Annotated in this window: 9 protein-coding genes; 4 read left to right on the plus strand and 5 right to left on the minus strand. The window is 57.8% G+C overall.

Annotated elements, in window-relative coordinates; translation table 11 throughout:
- Window positions 1–2: 2 nt before the first annotated feature.
- Window positions 3–764 carry a 23S rRNA (guanosine(2251)-2'-O)-methyltransferase RlmB gene (gene rlmB, locus ACHUE7_RS04930; protein WP_394168994.1) on the plus strand — a complete coding sequence of 254 codons (762 nt, stop codon included), beginning with the start codon at window positions 3–5 and terminating at the stop codon, window positions 762–764.
- Window positions 765–968: 204 nt separating this feature from the next.
- Here the strand turns inward: rlmB and ACHUE7_RS04935 are convergent, their stop codons facing one another.
- The 3 genes from ACHUE7_RS04935 to deoC form a co-directional block, all read right to left on the minus strand.
- Window positions 969–2,213 carry a phosphopentomutase gene (locus ACHUE7_RS04935; protein ID WP_394168995.1) on the minus strand — a complete coding sequence of 415 codons (1,245 nt, stop codon included), beginning with the start codon at window positions 2,211–2,213 and terminating at the stop codon, window positions 969–971.
- 76 nt (window positions 2,214–2,289) lie between these two features.
- Window positions 2,290–3,618, minus strand: coding sequence for a thymidine phosphorylase (gene deoA, locus ACHUE7_RS04940; protein WP_394168996.1), 1,329 nt, complete (start codon window positions 3,616–3,618; stop codon window positions 2,290–2,292).
- Between the two features lies 1 nt (window position 3,619).
- A complete protein-coding gene (deoC, locus tag ACHUE7_RS04945) occupies window positions 3,620–4,396 on the minus strand; it encodes a deoxyribose-phosphate aldolase (RefSeq protein WP_394168997.1) in 777 nt (258 codons plus the stop codon).
- 250 nt (window positions 4,397–4,646) lie between these two features.
- On the opposite strand from deoC, the gene ACHUE7_RS04950 reads away from it, so the two are divergent.
- Window positions 4,647–5,648, plus strand: a complete 1,002-nt coding sequence (locus ACHUE7_RS04950; RefSeq protein ID WP_394168998.1) for a sensor histidine kinase — start codon at window positions 4,647–4,649, stop codon at window positions 5,646–5,648.
- 97 nt (window positions 5,649–5,745) lie between these two features.
- On the opposite strand, the gene ACHUE7_RS04955 is transcribed toward ACHUE7_RS04950, so the two are convergent.
- Entirely contained in the window at window positions 5,746–8,685 is a 2,940-nt protein-coding gene (locus tag ACHUE7_RS04955) for an insulinase family protein (protein WP_394168999.1), read from the minus strand.
- Between the two features lie 254 nt (window positions 8,686–8,939).
- Between ACHUE7_RS04955 and trxA the strand changes: the two genes are divergently transcribed.
- Window positions 8,940–9,818 carry a thioredoxin gene (trxA, locus tag ACHUE7_RS04960; RefSeq protein ID WP_394169000.1) on the plus strand — a complete coding sequence of 293 codons (879 nt, stop codon included), beginning with the start codon at window positions 8,940–8,942 and terminating at the stop codon, window positions 9,816–9,818.
- 259 nt (window positions 9,819–10,077) lie between these two features.
- Here trxA and ACHUE7_RS04965 read toward each other — a convergent pair whose 3' ends face one another.
- Window positions 10,078–11,208 carry a beta-ketoacyl-ACP synthase III gene (locus ACHUE7_RS04965; protein WP_394169001.1) on the minus strand — a complete coding sequence of 377 codons (1,131 nt, stop codon included), beginning with the start codon at window positions 11,206–11,208 and terminating at the stop codon, window positions 10,078–10,080.
- A 405-nt stretch (window positions 11,209–11,613) separates the two neighbouring features.
- Here ACHUE7_RS04965 and ACHUE7_RS04970 point away from each other — a divergent pair, with 405 nt between their 5' ends.
- Window positions 11,614–12,078, plus strand: coding sequence for an antitoxin Xre/MbcA/ParS toxin-binding domain-containing protein (locus ACHUE7_RS04970; RefSeq protein WP_394169002.1), 465 nt, complete (start codon window positions 11,614–11,616; stop codon window positions 12,076–12,078).
- Window positions 12,079–12,094 lie beyond the last annotated feature (16 nt).

Raw genomic sequence — 12,094 nt, forward strand, 5'->3', positions numbered from 1 at the left:
CCATGAGTGACGCAACGTCCTGGGTCTACGGCATTCATGCCTGCCAGAGTGCCCTGGAACAACACCCGGATCGGGTGCGGGAAATCGTTTTTCTGAAGGGCCGGCAAGATCAGCGTATTCAGCGCCTGCTGGATCTGGCCAAGGGCCAGGGCGCTCGCTTCCGCTGGCTGGCCAGAGAGGAATTCGATCGCCTGCTCAACCGTAACGACATGCAAGACGCTCGACATCAAGGCGTACTGGTGCAAACACTGGCTGCGCCAGTGCTGGATGAAGGTGACCTCGAATCGCTGGTAGCCGGCCTGGATCGCCCAGCCTTGCTGCTGGTGCTCGACGGCGTGACCGACCCACACAACATCGGCGCTTGCCTGCGCAGTTGCGATGCGGCCGGGGCCGATGCCATCATTGTCCCTAAAGACAAGTCGGCGAGCCTGACGCCAACCGCAGTCAAGATTGCCAGCGGTGCAGCTGATACGGTGCCGTTCGTCGTGGTGACCAACCTTGCCCGCACGCTGGAAGCTCTGAAACAGCAGGGCGTTTGGATTTATGGCACGGCGGGAGAAGCCGACGCATCGATTTATCAGACCGATTTAACCGGATCAGTGGCCATAGTGATGGGGGCTGAAGGCGCAGGTCTGCGGCGTTTGACGCGCGATACCTGCGATGGGCTGTTCAAGCTTCCTATGGCAGGGCAGGTGAGTAGCCTGAACGTCAGTGTCGCCGCTGGCGTTTGTCTGTTTGAAGCTGTTCGTCAGAGGTTAGGCTAGTAGATCGAACTCCGAAGTTCGGTTTACTTCACGGGCATTGGCCCGCACCAGATACCGGGTATGCTTCTGTGGGGTCGGCGTAAATCCTTCCTTGGAGCCTAGGCCGCAGCATCCATGCTGCGGACTCCCCCACATAAGCATACCCGGCACCCGTTGCTAGTCTCTTGGCGAACTCCTGGACCTGAGTAGAGAGGTTAGGTGTCGTTAAGCAGCTACTTCATCAGATATTGATTTTAGAAAGCTGGTGCCATAGTCCATCCGTCCTACCTTGAAAAACTCCGCCAGCGTCTGGCCGATGTCGGCAAAGGTTTCCCGCTCGCCCAGATTGACGGGTTTCAGGGTTTTTCCGTACACCAGCACCGGGATGTGCTCGCGAGTGTGGTCGGTGCCTGGCCAGGTCGGGTCGCAGCCGTGATCGGCTGTCATGATCAGGATGTCATCGTCCTGCATCTGGTCGAGAATTTCTGGCAGGCGCGAATCGAAGTATTCCAGTGCGGCGGCATAGCCAGCGACATCGCGGCGGTGGCCGTAGGATGAATCGAAATCCACCAGGTTGGTGAAAATCAGACTGCGATCGTCGGCCTTGCTCATTTGCGTCAGCGTTTCATCGACCAGGGCCGACAGGCCAGTGGCTTTGAATTTCTGGGTGATGCCTACATTGGCGTAGATGTCAGCGATCTTGCCGATGGAAATTACTTCGCCGCCTTCTTCTGCCAGTTTTTTCAGCACGGTCGGTGCCGGTGGCTCGACCGCCAGGTCATGACGGTTGCCGGTGCGCTGGAAAGTGTCGGCGCTGTCGCCGATGAAGGGGCGGGCGATGACCCGACCGATGTTGTATTCGTCGACCAGTTCGCGGGCGACTTCACACACCTCGTACAAACGATCCAGACCAAAGGTCTCTTCGTGACAGGCAATCTGAAACACACTGTCGGCGGAGGTATAAACGATGGGCTTGCCGGTTTTGCAGTGTTCTTCGCCCAGTTTTTTCAGAATCTCGGTTCCAGAGGCGTGGCAATTGCCAAGTACGCCGGGCAGGTCGCAGCGTTCGATCAGAGTATCCAGTAAAGACTGTGGGAAAGAGTTTTCCAGCTCGCTGAAATAGCCCCAGTCATAGAGCACTGGCACGCCAGCAATTTCCCAGTGGCCGCTGGGTGTGTCTTTGCCGCTCGACAGTTCGCGGGCGTAGCCGTAGCTGCCGACTGTTTCGGCTGCAAGCGTCATGCCTTCAGGCACGGCGCCCTGGCTGCTTTCGGTGGCGGCGTTGACGAGGCCCAGCCGGGTCAGGTTGGGCAGGGTCAGCTTGCCGGAGCGGCCCTTGTCAGCCTTGCCTTGCGCGCACCACTGGGCGATGTGGCCCAGGGTGTTGGCTCCGGTGTCGCCGAAGCGGTCGGCGTCGGCGCTGGCGCCAATGCCGAATGAATCCAGTACCAGTACGATAGCGCGTCCCATGTCTTCCTCCCGGGCTTTGTGCGACAAAGCCCTATGATGGTCTGTCAGGTCGGTTTGCTGCGTGAAACCGGCCCTGTTAATCCAAATCTTCCGGGCCTATCCGGTCGTGTACCACCGGTTGAGCCGCGACGGCCTGCTCGTCGATTGGTATGGCCTGGGTTAACCGTTGCCGGGTGTCGGCCAGTTGCGCTTCGTTGCGAACATGAGCCATGGCCAGCACATCACCGGCGCGAACCGTCACGCCTGGCCGAACAATGTCGGTCAGACCAACGGCGGCGTCGATCTTCTGATCGGCGCGGGTTCGTCCGCCGCCCATCGCAACCACCGCCAGGCCAATATCGCGCACCTGCAAGGGTTGTACGATGCCATCCCTTGCGGCGATGACTGGTTGAATAATGGGGGCTTTGGGTAAAAAGTCATCGGGCCGGTCGGTAAAGTCGGACGGGCCGCCGAGCAGCGTTACCATCCGTTGAAACGCTTCAAGCGCTGCACCGGAGTCGAGTACCGACTGCAACTGACGGCGAGCGGCCTCGATGCTGTCAGCCAGTTGGCCGGATACCAGCATCTCTGCACACAGGGCCATGGTGACCTCGTGGACTACCGGGTCGCGATGGTCACCGCGAAGGTAGGCCACCGCCTCTGCCATTTCCACTGCATTACCGGCTGACAGCGCCAGAACCTGGTTCATATCGGTCAGCAAGGCCGTCGTTTTCACACCTGCGCCGTTTGCCACGCGCACGATGCTTTCAGCCAGAGCCCGGCTTTTTTCCGGAGTAGGCATAAATGCACCACTGCCAACTTTAACGTCCATCACCAACGCATCCAGCCCTTCGGCGAGTTTTTTCGACAGGATGGAAGCGGTGATCAGATCTATGCTTTCCACTGTGCCGGTGACGTCCCGAATGCCATAGAAGCGCTTGTCGGCCGGGGCCAGGTTGCCGGTTTGGCCGATAATGGCGACGCCGGCTTCTCGCACGGCGCGATCAAAGAGGTCGTTGTCGGGGTAGGTGTTGTAGCCGGGTATGGATTCGAATTTGTCGAGCGTGCCGCCGGTGTGGCCGAGGCCCCGGCCGGAAATCATCGGTACATAGCCACCGCAGGCAGCGACCATGGGACCGAGCATCAGGCTGACCAGATCACCGACGCCACCGGTGCTGTGTTTGTCGAGCACCGGGCCGTTGAGGTCTGACCAGTGCATGACATCGCCGGAATCGCGCATGGCGAGCGTCAGCGCGACGCGTTCATCGAGCGTCAGCCCATTGAAGTAGACCGCCATCGCAAAGGCACTGACCTGGCCTTCGCTGATGCTTGAATCCTTGATGCCGGTCACGAACCAGCGAATCTCATCGTCATTGAGCGCGCCGCCATCGCGTTTGCGGCGAATCAGTTCCTGAGGCAGATACATCTTAGTACCCACCCGGTTCGGTTGAACCCGAACCCGCCTGGCCGAGTGTTTCCAGCAGACTGTTCAGCAGGCTGCTGGCACCAAAGCGGAATGTGGCAGGGCTTACCCAGCCCGGCCCCATGATGCGTGCCGCCAGAGCCAGGTAGGCCTGGGCATCTTCAGTGGTTTTGATTCCGCCGGCGGCCTTGAAACCGACCTGACGGCCACTGTCGCGGATGGCCTGCAGCATGATGTCGGCTGCCTCCAGCGTGGCATTCACAGCCACTTTTCCGGTGCTGGTTTTAATAAAGTCAGCCCCGGCTGCAATGGCGATGTCGCTGGCCTGGCGAATGAGGTGCGGTTCTTTCAACTCGCCACTCTCGATGATGACTTTAAGCCGAGAACTGGCGCCGCAAGCCGCTTTGCAGGCGGCGACCAGATCGTGAGCAACCTCGCTGTTGCCAGCCATTAGCGAGCGGTAAGGCAGTACCACATCGACTTCATGAGCCCCCGCTGCCACGGCAGCACGGGTTTCTGAGACGGCACGCTCAATGTCGTCGCTGCCATCCGGAAAGTTGGTAACAGTGGCAATCAGAACGTCTTTCAGCCCTTCTGCGGCCAGGGTTTTACGCGCCGTGGCTATAAAGGCCGGGTACACACACACAGCCGCTGGCGAACCCACGGGGGTATTGGCCTGCTTGCACAGGGCTTCGATGCGGGCATCGGTATCGTCGTCGTTCAGGCTGGTCAGGTCCATCAACCCGAGCGCAGTTTTGGCGTCACGCTGTAACGGATTCATTTTATTGTCCAAGTGGTCAGTTTTTAATAAGTTTATGCCCAATATCCGTCAAAAACAACGTCAGGGAGGTTGATAATCAGGCACCTGACTCGGGCTATTGGCAATTTATACGGCCAGGCCTGTGAACCGCGAGCCATTAAGAAACCTGCCAAACCCGGAATTTAATGGCAAACTGCGTGCAACTGATGGCTGTCCCCGTATTGGTTTGGCGAGGGTGGCACTTAAAATGGTTATGGTTTGGGAGAAGGCAGTGAATAAAACGTCACAGGTGGCGACCCTCTGGGTCATCAGCGGAGTGTTGTGGCTGGGCAGTTTGGCGGCTCTGGTGTATTTCGCGATGCCGGTACTGGAGTTGCCGGTTTTAGCTGTGCCTGTGGGGTTGCTCTTGGCGGCAGCGGGCGTGTCGCTGCTGGCCCTGAATCGTAGTCAGCGTCACGCTGATGACGCTTTTCGGGAGGTTAGCCGGGTTAAGCGGACGCTTCAGGAAAGCCATCTGCGGATCGAACGATTCGAATATGAGGGCAAGCAAAGTGCCGAACTGAGGCGTCTGGTACTATCATCAGCGCAGGAGAAAGATCTGGCGTTAAAGAACATGGCCAACGCTCTGAATACGGCTATGGCCGAGGTTCAGTCATTATGTACCTCTAGTCAGCCCGATGCGCTGGAACGTATTCGCGAAAAATCCGAGCTGATGCAGCGCTATGCGGATGATTTGAAGGTACTGGCTCGTCTGGAGTTGAAATCGGAATTGCCACGCGCCGAGAACATCAATTTGCTCACCGTACTGGAAGGGTTTTGCGAAGAGTGGCAGCGGTACGGGAAAAACTACAAGACCCGAGTCAAATTTGAACATCAGGAAGATCAGTTACCGCTGGTGTCTGACGTAAATTGGCTGCACTCATTGTTAACCCGGGTCGTGTATTCGCTGATGCGAATGAACGAAGGGGGCCTGGTTCAGGTTCATCTGATCGGGTACATCGATGCAGAGCTTGGCGAGGCACTGCGCATTCGGATCAGCGCTGAAGGTCGCCATCTTGGAGCGGAACAGCTCAGCAATGTGCTCACCCATTACACCAGCGTCATTGATGAGGGGCGCGACGTCGGGCCTGGCTTGTCGCTGGTCGTGGCGCGCCGGCTGGCACAAATGCTGGGTGGCAATCTGGATGTGCTGGATGGTGAAAAAGGGACCGAAGTGCTGGTGGTGTTGCCGCGCAGACAGAATAGCTGGCAAGAGACGGATCTGGTCAGTTGAGGCCAGCTTTGCGTCCTGCCCGGATGCCGGGCAGATTTAATTAAGAAACCGGGTGGCCAGCCCTGGCGCCTCGGCACAAAACCAGGCCAGCCACTCGTTATTGGACAGGATCCAAACGCTCGGGCAGGTTGTTAAAAGTTGGTGTAATCCAGCGGCTGGCTTCCTGAATGGTTTGTACATTGTCGGCCGTGTAAAAACCCACCAGGTTGGTGCCGTTTTCTGTGTAGGCTTCTTCCATGCCTCGGCCGACCTGATGCAAAACCAGGCGTTTTGCATCGTCTCTAAGCATCTGGTTTTCAAAGAAACGGGTAAAGCCATCGAGACTGATTGCCTCAACAGCCGACGCGAGACGCCGGCGCGTATTGAAGTTCGGATTCCCCTCCATAATGGCCTGCCAGTAAGTTTGGCTAAGCTCATAGAGGTTCTGCTCCGGGGTGGTCAGATCGTTGATCAGGCCTGCCTTGTAACGGTTGAACTCATCGCTGTCGAGGCTGCGCAGTTGCTGCAGATACCGGTTCATGAAACGGTCTGAAAACAGCTGCAACAAGGCCGGGTCGGTGTCGGGTGATTGAATGTAGACGATCAGGCCAGGCAGATCTTCGGCCATGAAATTCTGGCTGAAAACGATGTAGCCCAGCTGTTCCTCGGTGCGCATCTCTGCAAAATAGGAAGCGCTCATGGTGCGGCCCAGCAAGGCAAAAAGAGCGCGCTCGCGCAGGCTGCTGTCCTGACCCTGGTAGTAGCCGAGCAGGGCACTGTCGTTGTGATCGATGGCCATTTCGTGGCGGTAACGCCGGCTGGGCAGGGCGGCAACGTCGACTCTTACCGGGTCGATATCGGCACTGGGCGGGATCATCGCGCTGATGCGATTGGCCAGTTGCAGGGCCCCGTCTTCGGTCTGGTTGCCGTGAATCAGCATCGTCATGGCCTGATTATTCAGCAACGTATCGCGGTGCGCGAGCACGTCGTCGAGCGTCAGGTCTTCAAGCGCTTCAAGCAGGGCTTCCGGTGTTCTGGAATCACGGATCAGCGCCGTGTTCAGCCGCCGCACCATCTGGTTCAGGACCGGATCTTCGCGAGTATTGCGCAGCCGGCGCTGGAGATCGGATTTTAGCTGTTCAAACCGGGGCTGACTGACACCCGGATCAGTCAGTTCCACCAGCAGGGTGTCGAGTAATACGTGCAACCGGTCGCTGTAGCCATAGAGCCGCATCTGCAGACCACGCTTCGACGAAGACAGGCCATAACCGGAGCCAGCCCGGCCGGCGTCATAGCGGAAATCGGTCATCCCGTCGTCAACCAGGTCGATGAGTAGCTGCGTTGCAATGGCGCTGCGGGCGCTGGCATTGGCTTCGGGTGATTCCATCATGACCGTGATATCAAGCTTCGGCGTTCTGAAGGATTCATCCTGTTCAAACCAAACGGATAAGCCCGGCGCCTGTTCAATGATCAGGGGCGTGTTGTGGATCAGGTCGCTCTGGCGTCCGGCAAAGGGCAGCACGGTCAGGTCTTCCGGTATGAACAGATTTTCTTCAGGCAGCGTCAGGTTGTTGTCTTGCTCGGGCGCACGCCATTCGGCGACCACCGAGCCTGACAGCGGAGTTGCCTTGTAGGGGGTTTCGTACCATTCGCTGACGGTGTCTGTCTCCACGTCCGGTGCCATCAATACGACCAGGGCGTTGTCCGGTTGCAGATAGGACAACCAGCGCTGAATGGCTTCGGCATCGAATTGTGCCAGCCGATACGGGCCTACCAGTAACTGATCGGCCGGGTAGTGCATCAGCCGGGTTGCCAGATGCTGTGCGGTGGCGGTGGGGGATACCTGCTCCGCGAATTCGAAGTTGATCTCGTTGATGGTCTGCAGTTCTTCATAGCGCCACTCGTTCAAGCCCTCCTGCTCAATGGTTTGCAGGTAGCTGAACATCAGTGTCGCCACGCTTTGCCAGTTGGCCATGCCTTCAGGGGTCAGTTGCAAGGCGATGCTGAAAGTATCCGAATTGCGGCTGGTGCCGGGTGCACGGGCCGAAATTCCGTCTGCCCAACCTCGCTCCTTCAGCGCTTCGAACAGGGTGCCAGGCCCCTGGTGGTCGAGCAGACTCGCCAGGTAGGTGTAAGGCTTGGTGTCGAGCTCGGCCACCGTTGCAGGGACCGGGAAGCGGAACTGGAGCAGTCTGCTTTCACGACGCGGCTCTACCTCGATCAGCATGGGCAGTTGGCTGGTGCTGAACTGGGGAACTTCTAGTTGCAGCGGCTTTGAGGAGACCGAGCGTATCTGGTTGAAGCGAGAATCGACCCACTCTTTCAGTGTCTCTATATCCTGAGGGCCAACCACGGCCAGCGACAGGCGGTTTGCTACATAATGCTCACGATAGAATGCCTGCATCCGTTCGCGCAGTTGGTCGTTATCGAGGGTTTGGGCATTGCCAATGGCGAGGTTTGCTGCCGGATGCTCGAGGTTGATCAGTTCGCGCACGGCGTCTTCACGGCGCCTGTTATCGTCTTGCAAGCTGGCGGTAAACTCAGATTGCACCGCGTTGATTTCGCGTTCTATGTAGCTGGCGTCGAACAGGGGAGCGATGAAAAACTGCGCCAGCCGGTCCAGTGCCGGTTCAAGGTGATCGGCGTCGATATCAAAGTAGTAGAGGGTGTTCTCATCGGCGGTATAGGCATTGTTGTTGCCGCCATTCTGCTTGATAAACTGGTGGTATTCGTCGGCATTCGGGTACTTTTCGGTACCCAGAAACAACATGTGTTCGAGAAAATGCGCCAGGCCTGGCAAGTCGGCCGGGTTGCTCCAGGAGCCAACGCTGACGTTCAGGGCGGCTGCGGCAACCTCGGCGTCTTCATCGGACACCAGTACCACCTTGAGTCCGTTTTCGAGCTCATACTGATGGAATACCCGGTCTTCCCGTTCACTGACGATGATGTTTGACGGATTCTCCGCCCCGGAGTTCGAGGCACTGGTTACAACCAGACCTGCGCTGGCCAGGGCAACGATGACCCCGGTTGTGATGGCGATGAGAACACCACGTTTCATACTGCGCTCCTGATGCGATGCATAGTGAACCGGCTATGGGATAGCATGGCGATACCGGTCCGGACTCAAATGAGGCTCAGATTCCATAGTAAACCGGTCAGCGCCGGCAGCGGAGTCTGTGAAGACAAGGATTGTAACGGTCGGTCGCGCCGCTGTCATGGCATCCCGGGTGCGCTCGTGGAAACCCCGGTATTGCGAAATGCGGTGATGTCCCAATAATGGGTGATACAGCCAGTTTTGAACACGAGGGTGTTATGAACGAAGTATACGGGCAAGATGCCGGCAACGTGGTGGTCGTAACCGAACAGAACTTCCAGCATGTCATGGTGGAGGAATCCCAGCGCCGCCTGGTGGTCATGGATTTCTGGGCTGAGTGGTGTGCGCCGTGCAAGGCACTGATGCCGATTCTTGAAAAACTGGCGGCTGAATACCAGGGGCAGTTTCTGTTAGCCAAGGTCAATGCTGATGAACAACCCAATATTGTGGCCCAGTTCGGGGTTCGCAGCCTGCCCACGGTGGCGCTGATCGTGAATGGTCAGCCGGTCGATGCCTTTATGGGTGCAGAGCCGGAATCCGCCATTCGGGAGCGCCTTGAGAAATACCTGCCCAAGCCCTGGGATAGTTTGCTGGATCAGGCCCAGGCGCTGCACGCTCAAGGCAATCTCGATGAGGCGCTGCCTCTGCTGCGCGAAGCCTACACGCTGAGTGATGGCGAAACCGCCATTGCGTTCGCTCTGGCCGATGTCTACGTCGCTTTGCACCGTGCCGAAGACGCCGAAGCAATTCTCGATAAAATGACCATGACGGAGCAGACCGAGCCGGAATACGCGGCGCTGAAATCCCGACTGACGCTGTTGCACCAGGCTGCCGAGTCACCGGAGATTCAGGAGTTGCAAAGCAAACGGGACGCCGATCCGGACAATCTTGAGCTGGCCTATGAACTGGCGGTCCAGTACAGCCAGATCAATCGCCACGCTGATGCGCTGGATACCCTGTTGGGCATTCTGCGCAAAGATAAAACCTTCAAGGACGGCGAAGCCCGCAAAACCTTCCTCGACATCGTCAACAGCTTGGGCAAAGGCGACCCAACGGCCGTCAAATACCAGCGCCAGCTGTTTACGTTGCTCTACTGAGGAAAAGTTCGCTGGCTGGATTGGCTCTAGTGGCTTTGGTTTGTGCCAGCCACCGGGTAGGCCTTGCCGGGGTCGGGCGGGATGCCGCCCACTCAACCCGTCCATGGGGCCTAGGCCACAGCATCCATGCTGTGGACTCCCCCGACCAGGCCTACCCGGCAGCCGGCACTTAGGCTGTTGCCAAATTAAAACCTAAAGACTAAGCAGCTAGATCTGAACTTAGTTTATCCGGAAATGCAATATTCCTATGTTGCGAAGCTCACCGCTTGCGCAAAGCAAGGCTACCAATCGAATACCCCGCCCCAAACGAGCAAATCACCCCCAGATCACCGGATTTAAGATCCTGATGATGCAGGTTAAAGGCAATGATCGAACCGGCTGAGGCCGTGTTGGCGTACTCGTCGAGCACGATCGGTGCTTCGTCTTGTGTGCCCACATGGCCCAGCAGGCGCTTGGTGATCAGCTGATTCATGTTGATATTGGCCTGGTGCAACCACCAGCGCCGAACCTGACCGATTTCGGCACCCACGGCTTCGATTTGAGCTGCCAGGTGATCAGCGGCCATTGGGCAGACTTCCTTGAAAACCTTGCGGCCTTCCTGGTGGAAGAGTTTGTCGGGGCCAAATGGGTCGGAATCGAAAGCGTGTGAAACGAAGCCAAAGTTCGAGCGGATATTGTTCGAATAGACCGTTTTTGCCTTGATGCCCAGTATGTCGTAAACATGCTCGGCATTGGCAGTGTCGCCCCGTTCGACCACCATGGCGGTGGCAACATCACCGAAAATAAAGTGGCTGTCGCGGTCGCGGTAGTTTACCTGGGGTGAGGTCAGTTCCGGGTTGATGACCAGTACCGCTCTGGCCGTTCCTGCTTTGACCATCTCGTAAGCGCGGTGCAGGGCGAAGGTGGCGGCGGAGCAGGCTACCAGCATGTCGAAGCCGAAGCCCTCGATGCCGAGTTCGGCCTGCACTTCAATCGCAATGGCCGGGTAGGAGCGTTGGGTGTAGGCACAGCTGACAATCACAGCATCAATATCAGCCGCGCTCTTATTGGCGGCGGCAAGTGCCTTCCTGGCGGCGGCAACGGCCATTTCCCCCTGGTGACTCAGTTGGTCATCGGGGCGCTCCTGAATACGCGGACGCATGCGATCGACTTCCATGATGCCATCTTTGACATAGACGTAACGCTGGCGTATGCCACTGGCTTTGGTAATGAAATCCGGGTCGGACTTGGCGACTGGTTCCAGGGTGCCCGCCTCTATTTCGCTGGCATGCTCCTCGTTGAACTTGTCAGCGTATTCGTTCAGTACCTGCACCAACTCTGTGTTAGTGAGCACGTTTTCGGGGTTCCAGAGACCGGCGCCGCTGATGACAACAGTGTCGTTGGCAGACATGGTGTGATCCTTATTTCGAGCAATGCTGTTGTGGGTTTTGAATTATGCGTGTGCTTAGTGGCTGAATGCGGGCTGCCCGGCCTACCTTTCCGGGGTAGTCCGTAGCAGGGATGCTACGGTCTAGGCCCCATGGATGGGTTCATGCCGACCCCGGAAAGGTAGGCCGGGTAGCCCGCACGGCTTCTTGTTCCGGTAATTGATGGGCCCGGGACCGTGTCGAAGCGACCTGATGCCTCAAATATCATGGCAGTGTAGCAGGCCGCCTGATTTTGGTCAGCGTTGGTGGGCGTGAACGCTCTGTGCTCGCTGTTTTAGACGAATGGAAAGGGCCATCCGTGAAAGTTTTTCAAAGCCCGGCCAGTTTGGGTATGCTTTAGGGGTGCTCACGATAATAAGAAGGCTGACATGCTGCACCATTTTACACTGACATTTCAGTTGCCGGACTCGGCGGCGGTAGATGCGGCCGCCGTTGCCGGGCAGATGCCAGGGTCGGATTTTACCATTGAGGGACTGGGGTCGAACCCAAGTGGTGAGTTCTCTATTCACTTCAGCCGGGAAGGCGCCAGTGTGACCCATGTGCTGGAGTACGCTAAATCGCAGGTGCAACAGGCCATACCGGATGCACAGTTGGTCGGGATGGACTTGTCGGAAGAACCGCCCGCACAAAGCATGGTGGATGACATCAGCAAGCTGGTGTTGCATGCCTGTAACGCACTTGGCAGTGTCGATGGTGCTCAGGCTTGGCTGGCAACACCAAACCCCGACCTGGAAGGGCTGACGCCCAAGGCGCTGATGATCAACGCCGAAGGGCGCACCCAGGTGTCCCGGGTGCTGACCAAATTGCTCGCTCGCAAGCAGGGTGCCGCCTGAGCCGGAGCCTTCCGGC

This window comes from Saccharospirillum alexandrii (assembly GCF_043641555.1).
Classification (GTDB): domain Bacteria; phylum Pseudomonadota; class Gammaproteobacteria; order Pseudomonadales; family Natronospirillaceae; genus Saccharospirillum; species Saccharospirillum alexandrii_A.

Bases quoted from the DNA above. Each gene is read 5' to 3' on its own strand.
- deoA (WP_394168996.1), bottom strand. From the start codon at position 3,618: ATGTATCTGCCTCAGGAACTGATTCGCCGCAAACGCGATGGCGGCGCG.
- rlmB (WP_394168994.1), top strand. From the start codon at position 3: ATGAGTGACGCAACGTCCTGGGTCTACGGCATTCATGCCTGCCAGAGT.
- ACHUE7_RS04955 (WP_394168999.1), bottom strand. From the start codon at position 8,685: ATGAAACGTGGTGTTCTCATCGCCATCACAACCGGGGTCATCGTTGCC.
- ACHUE7_RS04935 (WP_394168995.1), bottom strand. From the start codon at position 2,213: ATGGGACGCGCTATCGTACTGGTACTGGATTCATTCGGCATTGGCGCC.
- ACHUE7_RS04965 (WP_394169001.1), bottom strand. From the start codon at position 11,208: ATGTCTGCCAACGACACTGTTGTCATCAGCGGCGCCGGTCTCTGGAAC.
- ACHUE7_RS04970 (WP_394169002.1), top strand. From the start codon at position 11,614: ATGCTGCACCATTTTACACTGACATTTCAGTTGCCGGACTCGGCGGCG.
- deoC (WP_394168997.1), bottom strand. From the start codon at position 4,396: ATGAATCCGTTACAGCGTGACGCCAAAACTGCGCTCGGGTTGATGGAC.
- trxA (WP_394169000.1), top strand. From the start codon at position 8,940: ATGAACGAAGTATACGGGCAAGATGCCGGCAACGTGGTGGTCGTAACC.